The 26583-nt window shown below is 74.2% G+C and carries 20 protein-coding genes and 2 pseudogenes; 10 read left to right on the top strand and 12 right to left on the bottom strand.

Translation table 11 applies throughout. The annotated features are described in order from the left end of the window. Positions 1-396: 396 nt before the first annotated feature. The 4 genes and pseudogenes from AC067U_RS05250 to AC067U_RS05235 form a co-directional block, all read right to left on the bottom strand. Positions 397-1161: an SDR family NAD(P)-dependent oxidoreductase gene (locus tag AC067U_RS05250; protein ID WP_478828232.1), complete on the bottom strand. Its 765-nt coding sequence runs from the start codon at positions 1159-1161 to the stop codon at positions 397-399. Positions 1162-1270: 109 nt separating this feature from the next. After that, positions 1271-1558, bottom strand: a pseudogene (locus AC067U_RS05245) (nuclear transport factor 2 family protein); the annotation flags it as partial. Between the two features lie 75 nt (positions 1559-1633). Continuing rightward, a pseudogene (locus AC067U_RS05240) lies at positions 1634-2422 on the bottom strand (Fpg/Nei family DNA glycosylase); the annotation flags it as partial. Between the two features lie 16 nt (positions 2423-2438). Continuing rightward, on the bottom strand, positions 2439-3044 hold the full coding sequence (locus AC067U_RS05235; protein WP_478828231.1) for a TetR/AcrR family transcriptional regulator: 606 nt from the start codon (positions 3042-3044) through the stop codon (positions 2439-2441). 97 nt (positions 3045-3141) lie between these two features. Between AC067U_RS05235 and AC067U_RS05230 the strand changes: the two genes are divergently transcribed. Further along, positions 3142-3849 (top strand): NADPH-dependent F420 reductase, encoded by a 708-nt coding sequence (locus tag AC067U_RS05230; RefSeq protein WP_478828230.1) that lies wholly within the window; start codon positions 3142-3144, stop codon positions 3847-3849. Between the two features lie 72 nt (positions 3850-3921). Here AC067U_RS05230 and AC067U_RS05225 read toward each other — a convergent pair whose 3' ends face one another. Further along, on the bottom strand, positions 3922-8514 hold the full coding sequence (locus tag AC067U_RS05225; protein WP_478828229.1) for an ATP-dependent helicase: 4593 nt from the start codon (positions 8512-8514) through the stop codon (positions 3922-3924). 80 nt (positions 8515-8594) lie between these two features. Here AC067U_RS05225 and AC067U_RS05220 point away from each other — a divergent pair, with 80 nt between their 5' ends. Further along, entirely contained in the window at positions 8595-9452 is an 858-nt protein-coding gene (locus AC067U_RS05220; protein ID WP_478828228.1) for an AraC family transcriptional regulator, read from the top strand. Here AC067U_RS05220 and AC067U_RS05215 read toward each other — a convergent pair. Then, on the bottom strand, positions 9449-12622 hold the full coding sequence (locus AC067U_RS05215; RefSeq protein ID WP_478828227.1) for a hypothetical protein: 3174 nt from the start codon (positions 12620-12622) through the stop codon (positions 9449-9451). The genes AC067U_RS05220 and AC067U_RS05215 overlap by 4 nt on opposite strands. Before the next feature lie 152 nt (positions 12623-12774). Between AC067U_RS05215 and AC067U_RS05210 the strand changes: the two genes are divergently transcribed. Both AC067U_RS05210 and AC067U_RS05205 read left to right on the top strand, forming a co-directional pair. Beyond that, positions 12775-13473, top strand: a complete 699-nt coding sequence (locus tag AC067U_RS05210) for an AzlC family ABC transporter permease (protein WP_478828296.1) — start codon at positions 12775-12777, stop codon at positions 13471-13473. Then, the gene (locus AC067U_RS05205) at positions 13470-13778 is read left to right on the top strand and encodes an AzlD domain-containing protein (RefSeq protein WP_478828226.1); all 309 of its coding nucleotides are present in this window, start codon (positions 13470-13472) and stop codon (positions 13776-13778) included. The genes AC067U_RS05210 and AC067U_RS05205 overlap by 4 nt, the downstream gene beginning before the upstream one ends. Before the next feature lie 78 nt (positions 13779-13856). Here the strand turns inward: AC067U_RS05205 and AC067U_RS05200 are convergent, their stop codons facing one another. Then, positions 13857-14804: a hypothetical protein gene (locus AC067U_RS05200; protein WP_478828225.1), complete on the bottom strand. Its 948-nt coding sequence runs from the start codon at positions 14802-14804 to the stop codon at positions 13857-13859. Between the two features lie 80 nt (positions 14805-14884). Here AC067U_RS05200 and AC067U_RS05195 point away from each other — a divergent pair, with 80 nt between their 5' ends. Then, entirely contained in the window at positions 14885-15079 is a 195-nt protein-coding gene (locus AC067U_RS05195) for a DUF3046 domain-containing protein (RefSeq protein ID WP_478828224.1), read from the top strand. Positions 15080-15472: 393 nt separating this feature from the next. Next, positions 15473-16582 carry an AI-2E family transporter gene (locus AC067U_RS05190; protein WP_478828295.1) on the top strand — a complete coding sequence of 370 codons (1110 nt, stop codon included), beginning with the start codon at positions 15473-15475 and terminating at the stop codon, positions 16580-16582. On the opposite strand, the gene AC067U_RS05185 is transcribed toward AC067U_RS05190, so the two are convergent. Further along, positions 16527-17279, bottom strand: coding sequence for a Clp protease N-terminal domain-containing protein (locus AC067U_RS05185; protein ID WP_478828223.1), 753 nt, complete (start codon positions 17277-17279; stop codon positions 16527-16529). The two genes, AC067U_RS05190 and AC067U_RS05185, sit on opposite strands and share 56 nt — an antisense overlap. Before the next feature lie 65 nt (positions 17280-17344). Then, on the bottom strand, positions 17345-18160 hold the full coding sequence (locus AC067U_RS05180) for an MBL fold metallo-hydrolase (RefSeq protein WP_478828222.1): 816 nt from the start codon (positions 18158-18160) through the stop codon (positions 17345-17347). A gap of 178 nt (positions 18161-18338) precedes the next feature. Here AC067U_RS05180 and AC067U_RS05175 point away from each other — a divergent pair, with 178 nt between their 5' ends. The 4 genes from AC067U_RS05175 to AC067U_RS05160 all read left to right on the top strand — a co-directional run bounded on the left by AC067U_RS05175 (position 18339) and on the right by AC067U_RS05160 (position 23388). After that, complete coding sequence (locus tag AC067U_RS05175; protein WP_478828221.1) at positions 18339-18836, top strand: GNAT family N-acetyltransferase; 498 nt, start codon at positions 18339-18341, stop codon at positions 18834-18836. A gap of 184 nt (positions 18837-19020) precedes the next feature. Then, positions 19021-20139, top strand: a complete 1119-nt coding sequence (recA, locus tag AC067U_RS05170; RefSeq protein ID WP_478828220.1) for a recombinase RecA — start codon at positions 19021-19023, stop codon at positions 20137-20139. 3 nt (positions 20140-20142) lie between these two features. Further along, positions 20143-20703: a recombination regulator RecX gene (recX, locus tag AC067U_RS05165; protein ID WP_478828219.1), complete on the top strand. Its 561-nt coding sequence runs from the start codon at positions 20143-20145 to the stop codon at positions 20701-20703. Between the two features lie 141 nt (positions 20704-20844). Continuing rightward, a complete protein-coding gene (locus AC067U_RS05160; RefSeq protein WP_478828218.1) occupies positions 20845-23388 on the top strand; it encodes an FtsX-like permease family protein in 2544 nt (847 codons plus the stop codon). Positions 23389-23559: 171 nt separating this feature from the next. Here the strand turns inward: AC067U_RS05160 and AC067U_RS05155 are convergent, their stop codons facing one another. From AC067U_RS05155 to AC067U_RS05145, 3 genes are all read right to left on the bottom strand, one after another. Next, positions 23560-23976 (bottom strand): rhodanese-like domain-containing protein, encoded by a 417-nt coding sequence (locus tag AC067U_RS05155; RefSeq protein WP_478828217.1) that lies wholly within the window; start codon positions 23974-23976, stop codon positions 23560-23562. Further along, the gene (locus tag AC067U_RS05150) at positions 23973-24509 is read right to left on the bottom strand and encodes a cupin domain-containing protein (RefSeq protein ID WP_478828216.1); all 537 of its coding nucleotides are present in this window, start codon (positions 24507-24509) and stop codon (positions 23973-23975) included. The genes AC067U_RS05155 and AC067U_RS05150 overlap by 4 nt, the downstream gene beginning before the upstream one ends. Before the next feature lie 228 nt (positions 24510-24737). After that, a complete protein-coding gene (locus AC067U_RS05145; protein WP_478828215.1) occupies positions 24738-26387 on the bottom strand; it encodes an FAD-dependent oxidoreductase in 1650 nt (549 codons plus the stop codon). Positions 26388-26583: the final 196 nt, after the last annotated feature.

Raw genomic sequence — 26583 nt, 5'->3', positions numbered from 1 at the left:
CCGGGGCGTAGCGGTGGTTACGGGGTGGATCCGGGTGCTCCTGGGCGCTCCGGGCGATCCGGGGCGTTCTGGGTGCGGTGGTAGGAGGGGTACGGGACGATGGGCGGGACCGGTCCCTCCCCCACTCTCGGCTCCGCTCGAGCGGGGGACCCCCATCCCGGGAGGCAACCGTGCTCCGCTTGCTCCTCATATCCCTGGCCCTGGTGGCGGGAGCGCTGTGGTGGTGGGCGTTACTGCGCCTGGCCCTGGTGCCCGTGGAAGCAGGCCCGGTCGAGGGAGCCCTCGTGATGAGCGGCTGGACCCTGAGCCTGCTGCCCGTGCACTGTGCCCGCCGGACGGACGCCCCGCGCTCGCGGGCGCGGGCCGTTCCGGGACCCGCGGCGTCGGGGGAACCGGTCACCAGGGCATCGCGACTCCCCCGTTCGGGCGGAGAATCTGGCCCGTCATGAAGGACGAGGCGTCCGAGGCGAGGTAGAGCACGGCCCGTGCGATGTCCTCGGCCTCGCCGGCCCGGCGCAGCGGCGCCATCCTGATCATCGCGGCCTCGGTCCGCTCCTGGACCTCCGGGCCGTGTCGGCCGGTCATCGGGGTGCGGATCCACCCCGGGGCGACCGCGTTGACCCGGATGCCGTGCGGGCCGGTCTCGGTGGCCAGGGTCCTGGTCAGCTGGACCACGGCGGCCTTGGCGGCGCTGTAGCAGAGCAGGCCGGGAGATGCGGCGTCCACGGCGCCGGAGGCCATGGTGACGATGGAGCCCGGGGTGCCGGCGGCGAGCATGGACCGGGCGGCCTCCTGGCAGGTGTACAGCACCCCCTTGAAGTTCACGGAGAACACCCGGTCGAGGTCCTCGTCCAGGGTGTCCACCACGCTGCTGGTGTGCATGATCCCGGCGATGGCGGCGGCGATGTCGACCCGGCCGGCGGCGGCCACGGCAGCCCGCAGCTGATCGCGGTCGGTGACGTCCAGGACGTGGACCACGGCCGTGCCGCCCCGTTCCCCGACCAGGCCCGCGGTCTCGTGCAGGCCCTTCTCGTCGCGGTCGGCGCAGTGGACGGCGGCGCCCGCCTCGGCGAGCAGCCGTGCGGTGGCCCGTCCGATGCCGCTGGCGGCGCCGGTGATCAGCGCGGTGCGGCCGGTGAGGTCGTACGGGGCTAGGGACATGACCGGGACGGTACGACCGTATCTGACGGGTCGTCAACCGGTCGGCGGCCGCGGGTCGGTCGGCCGTGGGTCGGTCGGCCGTGGGTCGCTCGGCCGTGGGGTCGTTCCCTCAGAGCGGGGCGGGCGGGGCGGCGGGATCCTCGTACACGTGCCAGCGGGTGACCTTGCCTTCGTGCACGGTGGCGGTCCAGCGGGCCGGGCCGGCCAGCCGGGGGTCGGAGCACTCCGAGTGCCCGGCGGCGGAGACCACCTCGTGGTCGGCCGTCACGGACTCGAAGACGTTGCGGTAGTCGGGGAAGGCGGCGAAGAAGCCGCTCCACGCCTCCAGGCAGGCCCGGCGCCCCGAGACGACGGCGCCGGCCGGGTCGACGAAGCTGTGGTCCTCCGACATCAGGGTGCCGAGGCCGGCCAGATCGCGGGCGTTGATCAGGGCGTTGAAGCGGCGGACCACGCTCCGCGGGTCCTCGCCGACCGGGCCGGTCTGGCAGCGGGGGCACCAATAGGTGGGGCGGTCGTCCTGCGGGGCCTCCCGGATCGGAGTGCGGCAGCGCAGGCAGGGGCGGCCGGCCCGGCCGTACACGAACAGGTCGGGGCGGCCGCTGCCGCGCGGGCCGGTGGTGGTGCGGGGGTGCCGGCCGGGGCCGATGTTGGCCGACAGGACACGGTGGGCGGCGCCCGGGAGCCGGTCGAGGACGGAAGGGGTGAGGTCGCCGACCGGGGTCCAGGGGGTCACGCCGGCCATGAAGCAGAGCTCCGCCTTGTAGATGTTGCCGATGCCGGCCAGGTTCCGCTGGTCGAGCAGGGCCTCGCCGAGCGGGCGGTCCGGGGCGGCCCCGAGGTTCGCCGCGGCCCGTTCGGGGTCCCAGTCCGGGCCGAGGAGGTCGGGGCCGAGGTGACCGACGATCCGGTCCTCCTCTGCGGTGCGGAGCAGCTCCAGGACGGGCAGCCGGTAGCCGACGGCGGTGTGAGAGGCGGTGCCGAGCACGGCCCGGATCTCGTACGCGGGTCCGCCGTGCCAGCGCTCGCCCGCCGCGAACACGCGCCAGGCGCCGTCCATCCGGAGGTGGCTGTGCAGGGTGAGACCGCCCTCGACGCGGGCCAGCAGGTGCTTGCCGCGCGGGGTCACGTCCAGCACGGTCCGGCCGGTGAGGTCGGTCGTGGCGAGACGGGGGACGCGCAGGTCGCTGACGGTCAGCACCTGACCGGCGAGAACGGTGTGCAGCCGGTGCGCGGCGCGCCAGACGCTGTCTCCTTCGGGCACGGTCTCCTCCTGGTGGTCAGCAGTCCGTCGCGGCGAGTGCCTGGCGCAGCACGGCCAGGATCTCCTCCCGGGCCGGCGGTGCCGGGGAGGTCATGGCGTGCAGGCACAGGCCGGTCATCAGGGGCGGGACGGTGGCGGCCACGGCGGGGCCGAAGTGCGGGGTGAGGGCTTCCACGGTGGTCCGGGCCGAGCGGCTCGCCGCCTCGCGCAGTTCCGGGCGGCGCAGGGCCGCGACGTGGAGTTCGTACTCGACCACCGCGGCGGAGCGGGTCCCGTCCTCCCCGATGTACGCCAGCACCCCGTCGGCCAGGCGCTCGGCCAGCTGTGCGCGGTCCAGGCCGCCGAATTCCTCGGCCCAGCGGCGCACCTGTGCCGCGAACCGGTCGGCCGCCAGGTCCAGCGCGGCGTGGATCAGCGCTTCGCGGTCGGCGAAGTGGTAGGTGGTGGAGCTGAGTGAGACATCGGCCCGCTCGGCGATGGCCCGGTGGGTCAGCCCCTCCAGGCCGCGTTCGGCGATCAGCTCCAGGGCGACCTCGGCGATCCGCTCCCGGCGGTTCGGGTCGTGCCGGCGGGTCCGGCGCCGCGGCGCCGGGTCGTCGTTCGTGGTCGTCGCTCCGTGCATGTGGCCAGCCTCGCACAGATTTATTGGTACGGACGTCCGTACCAATGCTACGGTGGAAGTGTCGTCCGGGGGGTTCGAGGAAAACAAGGAGCCTCAGATGAAGATCGCCGTTCTCGGTACCGGTGCGGGCGCCCGCCAGCACATCGCCAAGCTGACGCAGCTCGGCCACGAGGTGGTCGTCGGCACCCGTGACTCGCAGGTCACCATGGGGCGGACCGAGCCCGACTTCATGGGCACGGAGCCCTTCGCCCAGTGGCTGGTGGACTATCCGGCCGTCCAGCTGCTGAACTTCCGTGACGCGGCGGCCGAGGCCGAGTTCGTCATCAACGGGATCGACGGCGCCAACGCCGTACGGGTGCTCAGCGAGATCGGCCACCACCTGGCCGGCAAGGTCCTGATGGACTACGCCGTCCCGTTCATCTACAACCCCGAGCGGGCCCACCAGTGGCCCACCCCCTGGGGAGTGATGCCGGCCCTGGACCCGGTGGACTCCGACAGCCTCGGCGAGCGGATCCAGCGCGCCCTGCCGGACACCAAGGTGGTCAAGGCGTGCGTCACCCAGGAGCAGGAGACCGTCGTCGACCCGCAGAAGATCGGCGGCGGGGACCACACCATCTTCATCGCGGGCGAGGACGCCGAGGCCAAGCGGCAGGTGCGTGACCTGCTCGGGTCCTACGGCTGGGAGGACGTCCTGGACCTCGGGCCGATCGTGTCCTCCCGCGGCATGGAGATGTACTCCCACATGCACAGTGCCATCCAGTTCGCGCTCGGCGGTGCCCGCTTCGGGATCAAGGTGGTCCGCTGACCGCTGACCGCTGACCGCTGACCGCTGACCGCTGACCGCTGACCGCTGACCGCTGATCCCGGTGCCCTGGCGTCAGTTCCGCAGGCGGAGCCCGCGCGGAGTCGCGTGGAAGCCGGCGGACTCCAGGGCCGGGCCCAGCGGCGAGGTCAGCGCGGGTGCGTTGTTGATCCGCTCCACCGTCAGGTCGGGCAGGGTGCCCGCCCGGGAGGCCGCGGCGAGCGCGGAGGTCGCCGCCTCCAGCCGCGGGTCCCCGGCGGGCGGCCACGCCAGCAGGGTCCGGCCGCCCCGCTCCAGGTACAGCGTCAGCTCGCCGTCGACCAGCACCACCAGCGAGCCCGCCTTCCGGCCCGCCTTGTGGGTGGCGCCGGCCGGCGGCTCGGGCCACGGCAGGGCCGCACCGTAGGCGTTGGCCGGGTCGGCCGCCGCCAGGACCACCGCCGCCAGCGGCGGCGGAGTCCGCTCGGCCGCCCGCAGCCGGTCCACCGCGCCGTCCATCGCGAACTGGGCCGCGCCCAGCCCCTCCACCACATAGCCGCGCCGCGCCTGCCCGCTGTCCTCGAACGCCGACAGCACCCGGTAGACCGCGCTGAAACCGCCCTCCACGCCCTCGGCCTGGACGGCGCCCCGGGTCACCACCCCGTGCCGGTCCAGCAGGGTGCGCGCCAGTGCGTGCGCCCGGTGCGTGGGATCCGCGCCCGCCTCCGGCAGCAGCGACCAGCGGCCGGAGACCGTGGGCGGTCCCGGCCGGGACACCGACGCGCTCAGCGTGCCGTACCGGCCGCGCGGCACCGTCCGTCTCGCCCGGTGCGCCGTGGACCCCGCCGTCCGGCCCGAGCCGAGCAGGGACCGCAGGGGCGCGAGGGTGTCGTTGGTCAGCCGGCCCGACCAGGCCAGGTCCCAGATCGCCTCCGACAGCTCCGGATCCGCGACCTCGGGCAGGCCCGCCCGGACGGTCTGGGCGATCTGCCGGAAGAACAGGCCGTACCCGCCGGACAGGCTGTCCAGCACGGCCTGGTGCACCGGGCCCGCCTCCAGCGGGTGCGGCGGCGGCAGGAGCAGAGGCGCCGCGTCCGCCAGGTACAGCGACACCCAGCCGTCCTTGCCCGGCAGCCCGCCCGCGCCCGCCCACACCACCTCGCCGGTGGTCGTCAGCTCGTCCAGCAGGGCGGGTGAGTACCCCGCCACCCGGGACGGCAGCACGATCCGTTCCAGCGCCGAGGCCGGCACCGGCGCCCCCTGGAGCTGCTCGATCGCGCGCGCCAGCCCGTCGATGCCGCGGAGCGCCCCGCCCAGGTGCTGCCACTGCGGCAGGAAGGTGGCCAGCGCCGTCGGCGGGACCGGCTCCAGCTCCTGGCGCAACGCCGCCAGCGAGCGGCGGCGCAGCCGGCGCAGCACGGCCGCGTCGCACCACTCCTGGCCGATGCCGGAGGGATGGAACTCGCCCTGGACCACCCGGCCCGCCGCCGCGAGCCGGTGCAGGGCGCCGTCGGTCACCGCCGCGCCCAGGCCGAACCGGGCGGCGGCGGTGGCGGTGGTGAACGGTCCGTGCGTCCGGGCGTACCGGGCCAGGAGATCACCCAGCGGGTCCTTCACCGGCTCGGTGAACGCCTCCGGTACGCCCACCGGGAGGGCCGTGCCCAAGGCGTCCCGCAGCCGGCCCGCGTCCTCGACCGCCGCCCAGTGCTCCGCGCCCGCGATCCGTACCCGGATGGCGCGGCGCGCGGCGCCGAGCTCCGGCGCCCAGTCCGCTTCCGCACCCCGCTCGGCCAGCTCGGTCTCCGTCAGCGGGCCCAGCAGGCGGAGCAGGTCCGCCACGGACTCGGCGTCCTTGGCCCGCCGGTCCTCCGTCAGCCACTGGAGCTCGCGCTCCAGTTCGGCCAGCACCTCCGGGTCCAGCAGCTCCCGCAGCTCGGCCTGCCCCAGCAGCTCCGCCAGCAGCCGGGAGTCCAGCGAGAGGGCCGCCGCCCGCCGCTCGGCCAGCGGCGAGTCCCCCTCGTAGAGGAACTGGGCCACGTATCCGAACAGCAGCGACCGGGCGAACGGCGAGGGCTCGGGCGTGGTGACCTCCACCAGCCGGACCCGGCGCGCCTCGATGTCCCCCATCAGCTCCGTCAGCCCCGGCACGTCGAACACGTCCTGCAGGCACTCCCGTACGGCTTCCAGCACGATCGGGAAGGAACCGAACTCGGAGGCCACCTGGAGCAGTTGCGCGGCCCGCTGGCGCTGCTGCCACAGCGGGGTCCGCTTGCCCGGACTGCGGCGCGGCAGCAGCAGCGCGCGGGCCGCGCACTCCCGGAACCTGGAGGCGAACAGCGCGGAGCCGCCCACCTGTTCGGTGACGATCCGGTCGACCTCGCCCTTGTCGAAGGCCACGTCGGCCGCGCCCAGCGGGGCCTGTTCACTGTCGAACTCGAACGCGGGCGCCGCCGCCGGATCGAGATCGAGGAGGTCCATGCCCAGCAGGTCGGCGTCCGGCAGCCGCAGCACGATCCCGTCGTCCGCGTGCATCACCTGCGCGTCCATGCCGTACCGCTCGGTGAGCCGGGCACCCAGCGCCAGCGCCCACGGCGCGTGCACCTGTGCGCCGAACGGGGAGTGGACCACCACCCGCCAGTCGCCCAGCTCGTCCCGGAACCGCTCCACGACGATCGTCCGGTCGTCCGGCACGTGCCCGCAGGCCTCGCGCTGCTCCGCCAGATAGGCGAGCACGTTGTCCGCGGCCCACGCGTCCAGCCCGGCCGCCAGCAGCCGCAGCCGGGCGTCCTCCTCGGACAGCGCGCCGACCTCGCGGAGGAACGCGCCCACCGCACGGCCCAGTTCCAGCGGGCGGCCCAGCTGGTCCCCCTTCCAGAACGGCAGTCGGCCCGGGACCCCGGGCGCGGGGGAGACCAGCACCCGGTCCCGGGTGATGTCCTCGATCCGCCAGGAGGTGGTGCCCAGGGTGAACACGTCGCCGATCCGGGACTCGTACACCATCTCCTCGTCGAGCTCCCCGACCCGGCCGCCGCCCTTCTTCGGGTCGGCACCGGCGAGGAACACCCCGAACAGGCCCCGGTCCGGGATCGTCCCGCCCGAGGTGACCGCGAGGCGCTGCGCCCCCGGCCGCCCGGTGACCGTCCCCGCCACCCGGTCCCACACCACCCGGGGCCGCAACTCGGCGAAGGCGTCCGAGGGATAACGGCCCGCCAGCATGTCCAGCACGGCCGTGAACGCCGACTCGGGCAGCGCTGCGAACGGCGCGGCCCGCCGCACCAGCGTCATCAGGTCGTCCAGCTGCCAGGTGTCCATCGCCGTCATCGCGACCAGCTGCTGCGCCAGCACGTCCAGCGGGTTCGACGGGATGCGCAGCGACTCGATGGCACCGCCGCGCATCCGCTCGGTGACCACCGCCGACTGGACCAGGTCGCCCCGGTACTTGGGGAACACCACACCCCGGGAGACGGCGCCGACCTGGTGTCCGGCCCGGCCGACCCGCTGCAGTCCGGAGGCCACCGAGGGCGGCGACTCCACCTGCACCACCAGGTCCACCGCGCCCATGTCGATGCCGAGCTCCAGGCTGGACGTGGCCACCACGGCGGGCAGCCGGCCCGCCTTCAGGTCCTCCTCGACCAGGGCCCGCTGCTCCTTGGACACCGAACCGTGGTGCGCGCGCGCCAGCAGCGGCGGGGCTCCCTGCGCCGATCCCGACTGGGCCATGATCTCGGCCGGCGGGGCCTGCCCCTCGGCCGCCGGCTCGCCGGTGGCCCGCTCGTACGCGATCTCGTTCAGCCGGTTGCACAGCCGCTCCGCGAGGCGCCGCGAGTTGGCGAACACGATCGTCGACCGGTGCGCCTGCACCAGGTCCGCGATGCGCTCCTCCACGTGCGGCCAGATCGACGGCTTGTCCCCGCCCTCCCGCTCCTCCGAGGCCGGTGAACCGCCCAGCTCGCCCATGTCCTGTACGGGCACGACGACCGAGAGGTCGAACTCCTTGGCCGACGGCGGCTGGACGATCTCCACCTTGCCGCGCGGCGCCAGGTAGCGGGCCACCTCCCCGACCGGCCGCACCGTCGCCGACAGGCCGATCCGGCGGGCCGGGCGCGGCAGCAGCTCGTCCAGCCGCTCCAGCGACAGAGCCAGGTGCGCGCCCCGCTTCGTCCCCGCGACCGCGTGCACCTCGTCCAGGATCACCGTCTCGATCCCGGCCAGGGCCTCCCGGGACGCGGAGGTGAGCATCAGGAACAGCGACTCGGGCGTGGTGATCAGGATGTCCGGCGGGCGGGTGGCCAGCGCCCGGCGCTCGGCGGCCGGGGTGTCCCCGGACCGGATGCCCACCCGGATCTCCGGCTCGGGCAGGCCCAGCCGGACCGCCTCCTGCCGGATCCCGGTCAGCGGGCTGCGCAGATTCCGCTCGACGTCCACCGCGAGGGCCTTCAGCGGGGACACGTACAGCACCCGGCACCGCTTCTTCGGCTCGGCGGGCGGTGGTACGGACGCCAGCCGGTCCAGCGCGGCCAGGAAGGCGGCGAGCGTCTTGCCGGAGCCGGTGGGTGCCACCACCAGCACGTCCGAACCCGCGCCGATGGCCCGCCACGCGCCCTCCTGGGCGGCGGTGGGCCCGGCGAACGCCCCGGTGAACCAGGAGCGGGTCGCGGGGGAGAAAGCGTCGAGCGCGGAGCCGGCCATGCGACCATCCTGCACCCCGCCACTGACATCGCCCCCGACCTGCGCGTTCGCCGTTCCGGGCGGCGAGGGACAATGGGGGGATGGCGAACGGAGACGGCACGGCCCCGGACGGGAGGGTCGGCCGCGAGTGGGCCCGGCACTGGCAGAACCCGGACCTGCCGGGAGTGGACCTGCTGCGAGCCCACTACGTCCGCCACACCTTCCCCCGGCACGCCCACGACGGCTATGTCATCGCAGCCGTGACCTGCGGCATCGAGGAGATCGGCCTGCCCGGGGCGACCGAGCGCGCCGGTCCCGGCAGCGTGGTCCTGATCAATCCCGAGGTCCCGCACACCGCCCGGGCCGGAGCCCCCGAGGGCTGGGCGTACTCCACCCTCTACCCGGCCCGCGACCTGGTCGCCGAGGTGGCCGCCGAGCTCACCACCCTGCGCGGCACCCCCGGCTTCACCGAGCCGATGGTCATGGACCCCGAGGGCGCCCGGGTGATCACCGAGGTCCACCGGGCCGCCGAGCAGGGCAACGCGCTCGCCGCCGACGGCCTGCTGCGGATCGTGGTCGCCCGCATGCTGCGGCAGCACGGCGGACGGCTGCCGTCCCGCCCGGTGTCCGGCGCGGGCGCCGGTACGGCCGAGCGGGCCCGGGCCCTGCTGGAGGACCGGCTCGCCGAACCACCCACCCTGGAGCAGCTCGCCGCCGAGCTGGGCACCAGCCCGTTCGCGCTGCTGCGGTCCTTCCGCGAGCGCTACGGCATGCCCCCGCACACCTGGCTGACCGACGCCCGGGTCCGCCGGGCCCGGTTGTTGCTGGGGGCGGGCACCCCGCCGGCCGAGGCGGCCGTGGCGGTCGGCTTCACCGACCAGCCGCACCTGAACCGGCACTTCACCCGGATCGTCGGGGTCCCGCCCGGCGCCTACCGTCGCGAACGCGCCTTCGGCTAGATGGTGTCCGGCGTCTCCGGTCTATCCGGCGTCTCCGGCGTCTCCGGCGTAGACGGCGCGGTCGGCGCGGTCGGTGTGTCCGGCTCCGTCGGCGGCCGGGACCCCTCTCCCACCTCGGCCGCCCGCTTGCCCAGGTGGTGGCCGAGTGCCCGGTACGCGTCGAACTGGGCGTGGTCGAAGGACTGGTCGAAGGTGCTCACCCGGGGGAAGGACCGCTCCCGCAGCGCATAGCTGAGCAGCTCGTAGGCCATGTCCGGGGTCAGGCTCGCCTTCGCCACGACGATCCGCCCGATCCGCCCGGGCGGCGTCCCCGGCTCGAACTCGATGTCCTCCGGGTACTCGATCGTGCCCGTGACCACGCAGTCCGCCGAGAGCCGGGCGTTGAGCGCGCCCAGCGCGTCCGTCGGCGCGAGCGGTTCGGCACCGCCCGGCACCAGCTTCAGCGCCCCGCCCTCCGGGAAGGTGATCCGCACGCCCAGGTCCTCGTACGCCAGGGTGACGGCCTGTGCGAGCGTGGTGGCCAGCGGCGGGGAGTCCCCGGAGGCGTCGACCACGTACACCGTGCGGCAGCGCAGCCGCAGCAGCTCGACCAGGCCGAGGTTGTCGACGTGCCCGCCGTCGGTGCACAGGAGCATCGGGCTGGTGTCCGTGTAGCGGCCCAGGAGTTCCTGGAGCTGGTAGCGGAGCCGGCGGACCCGGGGGAGGCGGGGCATGGTCCAGCGGGACTCCTCCTGCCTGGCCACGGCGGCGAGGTAGGCGGGGTTCGGCAGCCACGTACCCAGCCGCAGGTTGGACAGGGTCAGCAGCCGTGCCACCGCCGTCGACTGACTGCCCATCGCGGAGGCGAACGCCGCCCCGGACACCGCCATCGCGGACTGCACGGTCACGTCGGCCCGGATCAGCGGGTGCGCGGTGTGCTCCAGGGTGGTGGTCCGCACCCAGCCGATGTCCGGCCCGCCCACGTAGTCGGAGGCGAAGGTGATGGGTACGGCGGGCCGCCCCGGCGGGGTGCGGTTCCGGTCCGACAGGGCGGCGGAGGCGGCGAAGATCACCTTGGGGAAGGGCCGGACCCGCTGGGCGTGCGTGCTCAAGCTGGTCAGCTCGCCGTTGTAGTCGTACGGGAGGCTGCCGATCGAGCCGTCCTCCAGCACGGTCCGGCGCACCGCGAAGGCGCCGGCCAGCCGCTGCCGGTAGAAGGGGTGCAGGCTGAAGGTGGTTTGGTCGAGGACCAGGGCCAGTACCACCAGCCCGGTCGGCAGGCCCACCCGCCAGCCCCAGGGCCAGTCCCCGGCCCACACGGCGGCCCAGGACAGGAAGAAGAGCAGGACGAAGCCGAGGAGCAGCAGCACCAGCCAGGTGACCAGACGCAGCGTCCAGCCGCTCCCGATCCTGGTCGTGATGGTCTTCACCCGCCCGGCGGAGAACGGTCCGGGCCGGTCGCCGTCGTTGCGGACCTGCCGGGTCCTGGTGAAGCGGGCCGCGAACAGCCCGCCCAGCCAGGTGAGCCCGGCGGTGAGCGCGCCGAGCGCAGAGACCCCGCCGATGTCATCGGGGACGACGTGCCGGCCGAAGGACAGCCAGGCGTAGAACCAGATGACCCACGGGACGACCACGGCCAGGGCCAGGACCGCCACCGCCGCCCACAGCATCGCCTTGAGCGTGCTCCGCAGCCAGGCCGGCCGGGCCGCCCCGCTGAACGTCCGGTACAGCGTGCCGCCGAGGGAGACCAGGGCCGCGGCTCCGACCAGCGCGAGCACCGGCGGCCAGACGTGCCGGTACAGCGGGAAGTCGCCGAGCCCGGCGCCGCCGCCGTCGAAGGCGTGGCGGAACCCCGAGAGATCGGCCACGGGCACGGCCGCGTAGAACGCCGCGATGAGTTCGCCGGCCACCACGAACGTCAGGATCAGCAGACCCAGCGAGACCAGTACGCCGCGCAGCACGGCGCCCAGCGCGACCACGGTCTCGCGCGGGGTGTCCATCAGGTACTTGGCGTGGCGCCGGACGTGGTCCTCCTCGGGGCTGCCCGGAGCGAAGGCGTCCGCAGGGCCGGCCAGGCCCCGCGGGGACCGGTTCGTGTCCCGGACCCGGGCCGGCCGCCCGGTCACGGCCAGCTGGAAGGCGCCGGCGGTGTAGCCGCCGCCCGACACCGAGACCAGGTACTCCGCCCGGTCGAGAACCCCGTGCTCGCGCAGCGCCTGGAGCGCGCCCAGGGTGACGGAAGCGGACCGGATGCCGCCGCCGGAGACGCAGATTCCCGTGGCGGCCGGTTTCCGGTCCGGCAGCACCAGGGCCCGGGTCCGCCAGCGGGACAGGGCGCTGCCCTCGGGTGCCGCGGACGAGGCGGAGGTCCAGTCGGCGAGCGGGGTCGAGGCGTGCGGGGCCGACGGCGGCTCGATGATGTCCGGCAGGGGTGCCGGGTCGGCGGGCGGTGCCGCCGCGTCCGCGACCGGACCCGAACCCCCTGAGTCGTTCGCCTGTCCGGCCGCCTCGGCGGCGAGGTCGTACGCGGTGGTGACCAGCGGGGCCCGCAGGAGGTCGTCCTGGCCGGGCGGGCGGCGGAACAGCCTGCGTGCGGCCGCGGCCATTCGCTGCCGGAAGGCCGGGCGGGGATCCACATACACCCGGGCCCGGCCCAGCACCCCCCGGGCGGCCAGGGTCGCCGCCACCCACACCGCGGTCGCCGCCAGCGGGCCGATCAGCGCCCACTTCACCAGCGCGCAGTACGCCGCGTACCTCAGGTACGCGTCCGGGCCGGTGTCCAGCCGGTTCAGCGCGCCGTACAGGAAGGCGTTCTCGGCGACGTCGGCCGCGACCGCCGCCAGGGTCAGCCACAGTGCCCGCAGGGCGCACCGCTTCGAGACCGGACGGTGCAGGAAGAGCCGCCCGAACCCGAAGACGGCCAGCAGCACCAGCCCGTAGGCCGGGATGAAGAAGGACCAGTCGAGGACCAGGGCCTCCCGGAACAGGTCCACCCGCGCCCGCGCGCACTCCTCCCCGATGGCCGCACAGGCCCCCGCCCGGTCCCCGGCGAGCTGCAGCCGCTGCTCGGCCCCGCCGCCGAGCGCGGCAGGGCGCCGCCGGGCGTACTCGGCGGCCAGCAGGATCCCGACGACGAGCCCGCTCCAGCAGAGCCCGGGGGCCCAGCGACGCAACAGGGAGATGGTGGTCATTCACTCACAGTAATCAGTCGCGTGCTCTCTGTGAAGGCCTGTGTGCAAGAACGTACAAGACCGGGTCCGGGCAGCCCGCATAGCTTCGGGGGGTGACCGAGCAGCAGACCACCGGAGCGACCACGGCCCACGGGCCCGGCGCGAACGGTGCAGTGGACGGAGCAGCCCGCGGACCGGAGGGCGGTGCGGTGGACCGCCGGGCCGTCGTACGGGACTCCCTCGGAGTCGGCGTGGCCGTCGGACTCTCCGGCTTCGCCTTCGGCGTGACCGCCGCCGGGTCCGGCATCAGCGTGGCGCAGGCGTGCGTCCTGAGCCTGCTGGTCTTCACCGGCGCCTCTCAGTTCGCCCTCGTCGGGGCGCTCGCGGCGGGCGGAAACCCGTTCACCGCCGCCGCCGGCGCCTTCTTCCTGGGCACCCGGAACGCCTTCTACGGGCTGCGCCTGTCCCAGCTGCTCGCCCTGCCCCGCGCGGCGAAACCGCTCGCCGCGCACTGGGTGATCGACGAGACCGCCGCCGTCTCCCTGGCCCGGAAGGACCGCGCCTCGGCACGGCTCGGCTTCACCGTCACCGGGCTCACCCTCTACGTGCTGTGGAACCTCACCACCCTGCTGGGCGCGCTCGGGGCCGAGGCCATCGGCGACACCGCCACCTGGGGGCTGGACGCCGCCGGTCCCGCCGTGTTCCTGGCGCTGCTCGCGCCCATGCTGCGGACCGCGACCGAGCGGGCCGTCGCGGCCCTCGCGCTCGTCCTCGGCCTGGGCTTCCTGCCGGTGCTGCCGGCCGGCGTCCCGGTCCTGGTCGCGGCACTCGCCGCGCCCGCCGTGCTCTTCCTGAAGGGACGCCGTCCGTGAACGTCTGGATCGCCATAGGCGCCACCGTCGTCGGCTGCTACCTGCTGAAGCTGGCCGGACTGCTGGTCCCGGCCGGAGTGCTGGAACGCCCGCTGGTCCAGCGGCTGGCGGCCCTGCTGCCGGTCGCCCTGCTCGCCGCGCTCACCGCACAGCAGACCTTCAGCACGGGGTCAGCGCTGGTCGTGGACGCCCGCGCGGCCGGGCTGGCCGCGGCCGGGCTCGCGCTGGTGCTGCGCGCCCCCTTCCTGGTGGTGGTCGGGGCCGCCGTGGTGGTCACCGCGGGCGTCCGGGCCCTGGGCGGCTAGCACCCGCACCGGACCGCACTGCACCGGACCGCACGGCACCGCACTGCACTGCACCGCACCGCACTCCACCGGTCCGGCTCAGGGGTGCCGCCCCTCCGGTGAAGCGCCCGGCGCGGCCAGCCGCCCGTACGCGCGCAGGGTCAGCAGGGCCTCCAGGGTGGCGACCGGGCGCCGCTCCAGGGTGCTGCCCGGCGCCCAGGCCCGACGGAGCACCGGCCAGCCGCCGTCCTCCTGCTGGCGTCCCGCCAGGAAGTCCAGCGACCGCGACAGCTCCTCGTCGGTGAACCAGCCGCGGGCGAGCGACTCCGGGCGGCCGGCGTAGTCGTGCGGGTACAGCTGCTCACCGGGGGCGTAGCCGGGCGCCACGGGGGATTCCGCGCTCCGCCGCGGGTCGAGCACGACGAGTCCGTCGGCGCGGACGAGCCGGCCCAGCCGGTCGGCGGCCGCGGCCGCCCGGGCCCGGTCCGGCGCGCCGTCCAGGAAGGCCACCGCGGCCTGGATCTCGTACGGATGGGAGCGGCGCAGGGTCTCCACCCGCTCCCAGCAGAACTCGGTGGCCCGGAACAGCCAGGCGTGCCAGATCCGGTTGCGGTGCAGGACGCCCACCACCGGCCCGGTGGTCAGCAGATCGGCCGGCGGGTCGTCCAGGACCGGGTGCCAGGGGGCGGCGGGGTAGTCGCGCGGTCCCGGGAACACCACCGGAAGGGCACCCTCGGGTGTGGACACCCGGGTCAGGTGTCCGCACAGCCGCTCGATCCGCTGCCCGGCGCACCGGCCCAGGCCGTCCAGCACCCGCAGCGCGTGCGCGGCGTGCAGGGGCTGGCTGAGCGGCCCGCGCAGGTCGGGGTCGAGGGCGTGCCCGTACCCGCCGTCGGGGTTCAGGTACGGGCCGAGGGCGGCGTCGACCGGGTCCGGGTCGCCGCCGAGGAAGTGGAACGCGAACCGCCGCTGCTCCAGCACTCGGGCCGTGAGCCAGATGAACCGCTCGGCGCGGGCAAGGGGCGAACCACCGTCGTCTCCGGACATGGCCGAACGGTAGGGCGGCCGGCGGGGGCGGGGCGGCGGGAACGCCCGGGTGCACCCCGAACGGGCGGGATACTGGACGCATGAGGTTGACAATCTTCTGGGAGCGGATGGCGGAGCACTTCGGCGCCGCCTACGCCGATTCCTTCGCGCGCGACCACGTCATGGCGGAGCTGGGCGGCCGTACGGTGCACCAGGCGCTGGACGCCGGCTGGGAGACCAAGGACGTGTGGCGGGCGGTGTGTTCCGCCATGGGCGTCCCCTCCCACCTGCGCTGAACCTCCCCGGGCCGCCTCCGGGCGCGCGGTCCCCGGCACGGTGATCCCCGCACGGCGCGGCCGTACCGTCCTCCGGTAGGCGAGACTTGCCGGGTGGCAGCCACCGACGACACCGCCCAGGACCAGCCCGACCCCGCTCTCGCGGCGGGGCCCGTCCCGCCGGGCGCAGCGCCTGCCCGCCCGGTCTCCGTGCCCCCGGCCCGCGGGCCGGAACCGGGGGCGGCCGCCCGGCCGGCCGCGACCGCGACGGGAGACCCGCCCGGTGCGGCGGTGAGGGCGAAGGAGACGGGGGACACGGGGGATGCGGGGGAGGAGCCCTCCGCGGGACTCCGGGGCGGAGGCCCCGCCGGACCGGGCAGCCGGGCCGCCAGTGCCCTGGCCCCCGGTGCCCGGATGCCGCGCTGGCTGCCCCGGGCCGTGGTGATGGCCCTGGCCCTCTTCGCCTGCTTCCAGCTGGCCAGCTGGGCCTTCCACCAGCTCATCGGGCTGCTCGTGAACATCCTGATCGCGTTCTTCCTGGCGCTCGCGATCGAACCGGCCGTGTCCCGGATGGCGGCCCGCGGGATCCGCCGAGGCCTGGCCACCTTCCTGGTGTTCCTCGGGGTGTTCGTGGCCGGCGCCGGCTTCGTCGTCCTCCTCGGCTCGATGCTCGCCGGGCAGATCATCGACATGATCGCGTCCTTCCCCGCGTATCTGGACGATGTGATCGGCTCGATCAACCGCACCTTCGGCACGGAGCTGTCCCGGCTGGCGATCCAGGAGAGCCTGCTGCACTCCGACTGGCTGCAGAAGTACGTGCAGAACAGCGCGGCCGGGGTGCTCGACGTGTCCGCCACCGTCCTCGGCGGCCTGTTCAAGCTGCTGACGATCGGGCTGTTCGCGTTCTACTTCGCCGCCGACGGGCCCCGGCTGCGGCGCGCCCTGTGCTCCGTACTGCCGCCGGCCAAGCAGGCCGAGGTGCTGCGCGCCTGGGAGATCGCCGTCGCCAAGACCGGCGGGTACCTGTACTCGCGCGCCCTGATGGCGCTGATCTCGGGCATCGCGCACTACGTGCTCTTTGAGCTGCTGGGGCTGTCGTACGCGCCCGCGCTCGCGGTCTGGGTGGGGCTGGTCTCCCAGTTCATCCCCACCATCGGCACCTATCTGGCGGGTGCGCTGCCGATGCTGATCGCCTTCACCGAGAACCCCTGGTACGCGCTGTACGTCTTCGGGTTCGTGGTGGTGTACCAGCAGTTCGAGAACTACATGCTGCAGCCCAAGCTGACCTCCAGGACGGTGGACATCCACCCCGCGGTGGCCTTCGGCTCGGTCATCGCCGGCACCGCGCTGCTCGGCGCCGTCGGTGCGCTGATCGCGATCCCGGCGGTGGCCACCCTGCAGGCGTTCCTCGGCGCCTACGTGAGGCGGTACGAGGTGGCCCACGAGGGTGGTCGCGGACCGGGGGCGGCTAGCGGGGGTCCTGTGCCGCGGCCTCGCCGACGATGGCGGCCAGGGCCGCGGTGATGGCCGCCTTGATCGCGGGCTTCTCGACGCCGAGGCTGCTGAGCACCCCGTCGCCGTTCTCCAGTTCCAGCAGCGCGAGCAGGATGTGTTCGGTGCCCACGTAGCTGTGGCCCAGCTGGAGTGCCTCCCGGAAGGTGAGTTCCAGGACTTTCTTGGCGTTGGCGTCGAACGGGATGAGCTCCGGCACCTCCTCCTCGGCGGGCGGCAGGACCGCGGCCACGGCCTCCCGTACGGCCTCGGCGTCGGCGTTCTGGCCGCGCAGGGCGTAGCCGGACAGGCCGTCGGGCTCGGCGAGCAGGCCGAGGACGAGGTGCTCCGGGCGGATCTCGGTGTTCCCGGCGGCGCGGGCCTCGTTCTGGGCGGCGACGACCACGTTGCGGGCGCGGGGCGTGAACCGGCCGAAGTCCTGGCTCGGCGCGGCATCGCCGTCGGACTTGGGGACGAAGCGCTTCTGGGCCGCCTGGCGGGTGACGCCCATGCTGCGGCCGATGTCGGTCCAGGAGGCGCCGGAGCGGCGGGCCTGGTCGACGAAGTGCCCGATGAGGTGGTCGGCGACGTCCCCGAGGTGCTCGGCCGCGACGACGGCGCCGCTGAGCTGTTCGAGGGCATCGGTGTGGGACTTCTTGATGGCCTCGATCAGATCGTCGAGGCGGACCGGATTGGTCAGGCGGACGGGTTCCACGTAAGGGTTCGTCATGGTGGCAACCGTAGGTTGACAGTCGAGAGGGTGTCAACCTGTGGTTGTCATTTTCTGGCGGTGCTTCAGGAGCGGCCGGCCGGCTCGAACCCGGCGAGCATCCGCTCCAGCGCCGCCTGGTCGGGTCCGACGAACGGTTCGAGGCCGGGGGCGGAGGCGGCCGTGTCGATCATCTGCGCGATCAGGCCGACACCCGCGGCCGGCGGCAGGTGGGAGCACAGCACGAACTCGGGATCCATCTCGCGCAGCGGCCGGACGGTCTCCAGGTACTTGGCGGGGTCCGCGGTGTGCACCCACGGGCTGTCCACGCTCGTCCACAGGAGCTGGGCGTCCCGCAGCCGCTCCGGCCCGATGGCGTGGGCGTCCCCGCCGACGGCCACCTCGGCGGTCGGCATCGGGCCGCCGAAGCAGTCCGAGCTGAAGCAGGCGCGCGAGCGGTCGTCGTAGAAGCCGACGGTCGCCGCGTTGTCGAACAGCGGTGGCCGGAAGGCGGCGAGCCGGCGGTCGCCGACGTCGAGGAACTGGCCCGGGTTGACCAGGTGGACGCGGTCCATCGGGAGCGGCCGCTCGCAGGACAAGATCCCCGCGGCCAGGTAGGTGGTCACCACCCGGGCCCGCGGTGCGGCCTCCAGCAGGGCGAACAGGCCGCCGGTGTGGTCCCGGTCGGGGTGGGTGAGCCAGATCCACCGCACGTCCGCCGGATCGAGGGCCTCGCCGAGGAGGGCGAGGAAGTCCCGGTCGGGCAGGCTCAGGCCGGTGTCGACGACCACGGGCTGCTCGGCGTGCAGCACGAACGCGTTGACCGGCAGGAAGCCGATGCCCGGCACCTCCAGGCAGTCCCCGAGGGCCGTGATGTCCCGTCCCACCTTGTGGATGCTCATGAGCGGGCCGCCTTTCGCCTCTCCTTCATGGTGGCCCCGGCCGGTCCTCCGGACGATTCGGCCGGAAGCCGCCGGAATTCCCGTTGACGCGGCTGACCTGCGCGGAGTCCCATGCGGTGTCCTGCGCCGAAGACCCGCGCCGGGACGCGGCACGGACGGCGCGAGCGAGATGGGCGACATGAACGACATGGGCGACGTGAACGACGTGAACGACGTGAATGACAGGAGAACGATGGAGGCGGGCGTGTTCATAGCCGAAGAGGACGTCTTCGATCACGAGGAGATGCGGAAGCTCTACGAGTCGGTCGGCTGGGAGGGGTACGCACACGATGCCGACAAACTCGTCCGCGGCCTGCGCAACTCCCACCTCGTCGTCACGGCACGGGACGGAACGGGTGCCCTGCTCGGGCTGGCCCGGACCATCTCCGACGACGAGCACATCGCCTACGTCCAGGACCTCCTGGTCGACCCCGCGCACCACCGGAAGGGCATCGGCCGGGCGCTGATCGGGCACCTCGCGCAGCGCTACGCCCACTGCCGGTTCTTCCTGCTCTCCACCGACCACGAGTCCACCCCGGAGGGCCCGCGCAACCACGCCTTCTACCGGAGCCTGGGCTTCCTGTCCTACGAGGAGAAGCAGATGTCGGGCTTCGGGCTGCCCCGGAACCGTTCCTGACCGGCGGCTGACGGGGACGCGGGGGTGCCTGCCGCGGGGGTCCTGCGTGGCGCGCTTGACAGGAAAATCGAACACGTATTCTGATGCTTGTCCACAGCCAACCGGGCGTGGAGGCGCATTGTCAGTGGCAGGCGTTAGCGTCTTTGGCGTGAAGCGATCGACTCAAGCAAACCGGGTGGAACCCATGGCAGGCACCGACCGCGAGAAGGCGCTCGACGCCGCGCTCGCACAGATTGAACGGCAATTCGGCAAGGGCGCCGTGATGCGGCTCGGCGACCGGCCGAACGAGCCCATCGAGGTCATCCCCACCGGGTCGACCGCTCTGGACATCGCCCTCGGCGTGGGCGGGCTGCCGCGTGGCCGCGTCGTCGAGGTGTACGGACCGGAGTCCTCCGGTAAGACGACCCTGACCCTGCACGCCGTGGCCAACGCGCAGAAGGCCGGCGGCACCGTCGCCTTCGTGGACGCCGAGCACGCGCTCGACCCCGAGTACGCCCGCGCCCTCGGCGTGGACACCGACAACCTGATCCTGTCCCAGCCGGACACCGGTGAGCAGGCCCTGGAGATCGTGGACATGCTGGTCCGCTCCGGCGCCCTCGACCTCATCGTCATCGACTCCGTCGCCGCCCTCGTGCCGCGCGCGGAGATCGAGGGCGAGATGGGCGACTCCCACGTGGGTCTGCAGGCCCGTCTGATGAGCCAGGCGCTCCGGAAGATCACCAGCGCGCTGAACCAGTCCAAGACCACGGCGATCTTCATCAACCAGCTCCGCGAGAAGATCGGTGTGATGTTCGGCTCCCCGGAGACCACCACCGGTGGCCGGGCGCTGAAGTTCTACGCCTCGGTGCGGCTCGACATCCGCCGCATCGAGACCCTCAAGGACGGCACCGACGCGGTCGGCAACCGCACCCGCGTCAAGGTCGTCAAGAACAAGGTCGCGCCGCCGTTCAAGCAGGCCGAGTTCGACATCCTCTACGGCCAGGGCATCAGCCGCGAGGGCGGCCTGATCGACATGGGCGTGGAGCACGGCTTCGTGCGCAAGGCCGGCGCCTGGTACACGTACGAGGGCGACCAGCTCGGCCAGGGCAAGGAGAACGCGCGCAACTTCCTGAAGGACAACCCCGATCTCGCCAACGAGATCGAGCGGAAGATCAAGGAGAAGCTCGGCGTGGGTGTCCGCAAGGACGCGACTCCCGCCGCCGAGGGCGCGGACGCCGCGGCATCCGCCGAGGACGCGGCCAAGGCCGTGCCCGCTCCGGCATCCAAGGCCAAGGTGGTCAAGGCCACGACCGCCAAGAGCTAACCGGTGCGGGAGTACGACGGGGGAGACGGCCCCGGTCCGTCGAGGGCCGGACCGGAGCTGCCGCCCCAGAGCCCCGAGGAGCAGGCGCGGGCGATCTGCCTGCGCCTGCTCACCGGGAGCCCGCGCACCCGGCGTCAACTCGCGGACGCCCTGCACAAGCGGGGCATCCCCGAGGAAGTGTCGGAAGAGGTCCTCTCCCGGTTCGAGGAGGTGGGCCTGATCGACGACGCCGCGTTCGCCGGTGCCTGGGTCGAGTCCCGCCACCGGGGGCGTGGCCTGGCCCGCCGCGCACTGGCACGTGAGCTGCGCACCAAGGGCGTGGACGGCGGTCTGGTCGCCGAAGCGCTGGAGCGGCTCGACTCCGAGCAGGAGGAGGAGACCGCCCGCGAGCTGGTGGCGCGCAAGCTCCGCGCGACCCGGGGCCTGGACCGGGACAAGCGGATCCGGCGGCTCGCCGGGATGCTCGCCCGCAAGGGCTACCCGGAGGGCATGGCCCTGCGCGTGGTCCGCCGGGCCCTGGAGGACGAGGGCGAGGACACCGAGGACCTCGGCTACGGGTACTGACCCGGGCCGGCCCGGGCCGGTGACCGGCCGTTGCCCGGCCGGTGGCGGGCGGGCCACAGTCGGGGGGTGGGGCTGGCCCCAGGGTGGGGACGCCGGGCCGCTCCAATGATCCGCGGGCCGCGCATCAGCAGAGTTGTCCCCATGATGCTGCGTTACGCCCTGCAGACCGTCCGGGACCGCAAAGCCGGCTTCCTCGGCGCCTTCGTCGCGCTCATGTGCGCGGCCGCCCTCATCACCGCGTGCGGCACCCTCCTGGAGACCGGACTGCGCGGAACGATCGCCACCGAGCGGTACGCCGCCACGCCCGTGATCGTCTCCGCCGACCAGAACGTGCACCAGACCAGGGTCAAGGAGAAGAAGGGCAAGACCAAGGTCAAGCACAAGGCCAAGCCCGTCGCCGAGCGCGCCTGGCTGCCCGCCGACACCACCGGCAAGGTCCGGGCCGTGCCCGGGGTGGAGCGGGCCGTGCCCGAACTGACCTTCCAGGCCGTGCCGGTACTGCCCGGCACCGGCACCGGCAAGCGCAGTTACGGACACGCCTGGGAGTCCGCGGTACTCACCCCCTTCACCCTCACCGACGGACACGAGCCCAAGGGCGCCGGTGAGATCGTCGTCGACCGGGAGCTCGCCGCCCGGGCCGGACTGAAGCCCGGCTCCCCGCTCACCGTGCAGGCCACCGGAGAACCGAAGACCTACACCGTCAGCGGCATCGCCCACGCCGGACGCGGTGACCTCGGCCACCAGACCTCCCTCTTCTTCAGCGGCCCCGAGGCCCGCAGGCTCGCCGCCCGCGACGGCGGGATCACCGCCCTCGGCGTGCTGCCCAAGCCCGGGGTGAACCCCGGCGTGCTCGCCGCCGACCTGAAGAAGGCCCTCGCCGGAACCACCGCCCAGGTCGCCACCGGCGACGCCCGCGGCCCCGTCGAATTCCTCGACGCCGCCGGCGCCCGCACCAAGCTGGTCTCCATGGGCGGAGCCATGGGCGGGACCTCCCTGCTCGTCTCCGTCCTCGTCGTGGTCGGCACCTTCGCCCTCTCCATCCAGCAGCGCCACCGCGAACTCGCCCTGCTCCGCGCCATCGCCGCCACACCCCGCCAGATCCGCCGGCTCCTGGGCCGCGAAGCCATGATCGTCGGGCTCGCCGCCGGCGTGCTCGGCGCGATTGCCGGACTCCCGCTCGCCGCCTGGCTGCACGGCCGGTTCATCTCCCTCGGCGCCGTCCCCGCCACCCTGGAACGCACCGCCGGAATCTTCCCGATGGCCGCCGCGGTCGCCGCCACCCTCTTCGGCGCCTGGGCCGCCGCCCGCATCAGCGCCCGCCGCATCGCCCGGATCCGCCCCGCGGAAGCCCTCGCCGAAGCGGCCGTCGAGCGCACCCGGCCCGCCTGGAGCCGCATCGCCGCCGGAGTCCTGCTGCTCGCCGGCGGGGCCGTCCTGGTCGCCGTACTGAGCACCCTGCGCACCGAGCCCGCCTCCACCCCCGTCACCTTCCTCGCCGTCGTCGTGCTGGCCGGTGCGGTCTCCCTGCTCGGACCGCTGCTGGTGCGCGCCGCCACCGCCCTGCTGGCCGGCCCGCTGCGGATCACCGGCACCAACGGCCGCCTGGCCACCGCGAACCTGCGCGGCAACGCCACCCGGATGGCCTCCGCCGTCACCCCGCTCGCCCTGCTCGTCGGCATGACCTGCACCGTCCTCTTCGTCCAGCCCACCCTCGGCGACGCGGCCCGCGCCCAGGCCAGGGACGGGGTCCGCGCCCAGTGGGTGCTCGCCGCACAGGGCCCCGGCGTCACCGCCGGAGCCGCCCGGACCGTCCGCCGGACCCCCGGGGTGCTCGCCGCCACCGAGATCGTGCAGACCACCGCCCGCGTCGGCCTCACCAAGTACGCCGTCCAGGGCGTCACCCCCGAAGGCCTCACCCGCACCTGGAACCCCGGCGTCACCAGCGGCAGCCTGGCAGGGTTCGGCGCCGGCAACGCCGCCGTCAGCGAACTCGCCGCCGACCAGCTCCACCTGAAGCCGGGCAGCCCCCTCACGGTCCACCTCGGCGACGGCACCCCCGTCACCCTCACCGTCTCCGCCGTCTACGCCCGGGGCCTCGGCTTCGGCGACCTCACCCTTCCGCACGACCTGGTCGCCGCCCACATGGACAACCCCCTCGCGGGCAGCGTTCTGGTGGCCACCGAGCCGGGCACCGGACGCGAGCAGCTGGCCTCCGCGCTGAAGGCCTTCCCCGGCACCGCGGTCCTCTCCGCCGCCGACGCCGACGAGGTGCGCGCCGAGCGCGGCCGGGCCGGCGCCGAGATCAACCTGCTCGCCATGGGTCTGGTCCTCGCCTTCACCGCCATCGCCGTGGTCAACACCCTGGCCATGTCCACCGCCGAGCGGTTCCGCGAGTTCGCGATGCTCCGGCTGGCCGGCGCCACCCGCCACCAGGTCCTCCGCATGATCCGCACCGAAGCGCTCTCCGTGCTGCTGATCGGAGCGGTGCTCGGTACCGGGATCTCCCTGGCCGTGCTGACCGCCTTCAGCGTCGGGATGACCGGCAGCGCGGCCCCGGCGGTTCTGCCGCTGGTCTACGCGACGGTGATCGGCGGCGCCGCCCTGCTGGCCCTGGCCGCCACCGCCCTCCCGGGCCGCACCGCCCTCCGGATCCGCCCGGTGGACGTGGCCACCGCCAAGCAGTAGGCCCCGCTCGCCGTGTGGGCAATCGTGCCGCAGGGCGGCACGGGTGGGCACACGGCACCGGAGCGCGCCGCTCGCGCAGCGCTGACCCCGTACCGGCCCCAGCGGCTCAGGGCCGCTGCCCCGCGGGAACCCCCGCCGGGGCAGCGGCCCGTACGCGCTCGTGCCACGGCCTCAGGCGGCCGCCGCCGCCACCGGGAGCCCCGCCGCCTTCCATGCCTGGAACCCGCCGACCAGGTCGGTGGCCCGGCCCAGCCCCAGCCGCCGCAGCGAGTCGACCGCGAGACTGGACGCGTAACCCTCGTCGCAGAGCACGATCCAGCGCAGGTCATGTCCGGTGGCGGCGGGGGTGCGGTGACTGCCCAGGGGGTCGAGCCGCCACTCCAGTTCGTTCCGCTCGACCACCAGCGCGCCCGGGATCAGCCCGTCCCGTTCCCGCAGCGCCTGGTACCGGGTGTCGACCAGGAGGGCCTCGCCCGCCTCCACCGCCGCGTACGCCTCCCGCGGCCCGATCCGCTCGTACGTGGCGCGGACCCGCTCCAGCAGCTCGTCGATCCCCACCGAGGTCCGGGTCTCCTCCGGCCCGCTCATTCCCAGTCCGCCGGACGCTCGACCTGCTCCAGGGTGAGGACCGGCCCGGTCCGGTTGTAGCGCCGGATCAGCGGCAGCGGCGGGTAGTAGACGTGCACCGAGACCGCGTGGTCGTCCGTCGACTCGTTGACCACCTCGTGCACGTGGAACTCGCCGAACGCCCGCCCGCCGCCCCGGCCGAGACTCCGCGACCGGTCGTGCCCCTCCGCCAGGCGCAGGCTCCGCCAGCCCTCGGAGGGCAGCCGCACCGCGAGGGAGTTCTCGGTGAGCCGGCCGCGCGCGGTGGCGAACGCGCCGCGCGACTCGGCGTGGTCGTGCCAGCCGGTGCCGGTGCCCGGCGGCCAACCGATCAGCCAGGCCTCACTGCCGCCCGGCCCGTCCAGCCGCACCCAGGTGCGGCCCTGCGGATCGAGCGGGAGCGAGGCGATCGCCTCGGGGTCGGCGGCGGTACGGAGGGCGAAGTCGAGGAGTTCGGCGGCGGTGGGACCGGCGTGCGGGCGCGCGGGGGCGTGCGAAGGTGCGGGTGCAGACATGGGATGTGACCGTCCTGTGGGTTCGCGTGGGAGCGCGCACCGAGGCCGGCCCGGACGGGGTCCGGGCGGGAGGCGGGTGCGCGGGCGGGGGGAAAGGCGAATCAGCAGGAAGGGCGACAGACGCAGCCCGCGTAGCGGATCAGGTCCAGGTGGACCCTCCGCCAGAGCAGTGCGTCGGTGCCGGTCATGTCCGCGAGTGAACCACGACCGCCCGCACGGGTCAATCGATCACGGGTGCGGCGTGGCAGACCCCTCGGGCACCCGGGACGCGACAGCCTCCGCCGGCCCTGCCTCGGCCTCGGCCGGTTCGGCCGGAGCCGGTACCGCCGGCAGCACGGGTGCCACCGGCGCGGCCGCGCGGACCGAGTCGGCCGCCGCGTACAGCTCGGCCGGCCGGACCCCCGCGAAGGTGGCAGCCAGGTGGCCGTCCGGCCGGACCAGCAGCACGGTGTGCGCCGGCGCACCCGGGTACCCGTCGGCGACCAGGAGTTCGGCCCGCATCGGCAGCGTGCTCACCGCCGCCGCCAGCCGCGGCATCAGCCCGGCCTTCAGCCAGTGCTTCCGGTCCCACACCCCGGTACCGGGTGCCACCAGCACCACCAACAGCCGTCCCCGGCCGAGCCGGTCCCGCAGCGGTACGGTCGTCCCGTCCGGCGCGGTCACCGGTACGTCGGCCACCGCGCCGCCCGGCTCGGTGTCGGTCGGCACCTCGCGGACCGCGACCGGCGGGGCGTACGCCGGGGGCGCGCCGAGCGGCCCGCGCCCCAGGTGACCCTCGGCGAGCAGGAGTTCGTGGGTGCGTCCCGTGCCCGGCAGGTAGCTGCGCAGACCGCCCCCGCCGCGCAGCACCGGCATGGCCTGGTCGGCGGCGCGCAGCCGGGCGGCGACCGCGGTGCGACGTTCTGCCTGGTAGCTGTCGAGGAGTTCCTCGGTGGCTCCGTGGTGCCAGGCCAGGGCCAGCTTCCAGGACAGGTTCTCCACGTCCCGGAGCCCTTCCTCCACGCCCTGGGTGCCCAGTGCGCCGAGCAGGTGCGCGGCGTCCCCGGCCAGGAAGGCCCGGCGGTCCCGCCAGCTGCGGGCGAGCCGGTGGTGCAGGGTGTGCACACCGGTGTCGATCAGGTCGTACGGCGGTGTGGTCCCGCCGCACCAGCCCGCCAGCGTGGTGCGGATGAGCTCGATCAGCGCGTCGGGCGTGACCAGTTCGCCGCGGGGCGGCAGCAGCCAGTCCAGCCGCCACACCCCGTCGGGCAGCGGACGGGCCGTCACCTCGGGGACCGACGCCGAGGGAGAACGGTGCAGTATGGCCTCGCCGGGCCAGGGCAGTTCGGTGCGCAGGGCCGCCACCGCGTACCGCTCCACGGCGGTACGTCCGGGGAAGCGGATGCGGAGGAGCTTGCGGATGGTGGAGCGGGCCCCGTCGCAGCCCACCACGTAGCTGCCGCGCCACCAGGTGGTTTCGGCGCCCAGGGTGTGGACGGTGACCCCGTGGGCCTCCTGCTCCACGGAATCGATGCGGCTGTCGGTGACCAGCTGGACGAGGGGATGCGCCGCGGCGGCGTCCCGCAGGCCGCGGGCGAGTGCGTGCTGGGGGACGTGCAGCGGGGCGGGCCGTTCCTCGAAGGTGACCCGCCGGGTCTCCTGCCGGCGCCGCATCGTGCGCCAGCCGGCGAAGTATGCGCCCTCGTCGCGCAGGGTCGTGGCGCCGAGCCGCTGGGCCATGGCGGCGGTGTCGGCGTGCAGCACCACCGTCCGGGCCGGCCGGAGTTCGTCCTTTCCGGGGCCCTCGTCGAGCAGCACGGAGGGCACGCCATGGCCGGCCAGGGCCAGGGACAGCGACAGTCCGACGGGCCCCGCGCCGACGACGATCACCGGGTCCATGGCGCGGCTCCCGATGTCCGGTATGTGATCACAGACCGTATGCAACCCACTGGAGGTGCGTGCGTCAAGTGACACTGGGCCCGGCGGCCGTGGCATGCGCCCGCGCACGAGAGGTGATGCAGGGTCAGGAGTGACTGGGGAGGCGGATGCCTCAGTCGGTCGCGCCCAGGTCCACGTCCACGGGGGCCCCGGCGAG

The organism is Streptomyces sp. NPDC043853, from assembly GCF_056436025.1.
The sequence above is the reverse complement of the archived record's forward strand: the minus strand, read 5'-3'. Positions and strand labels throughout refer to the sequence as shown.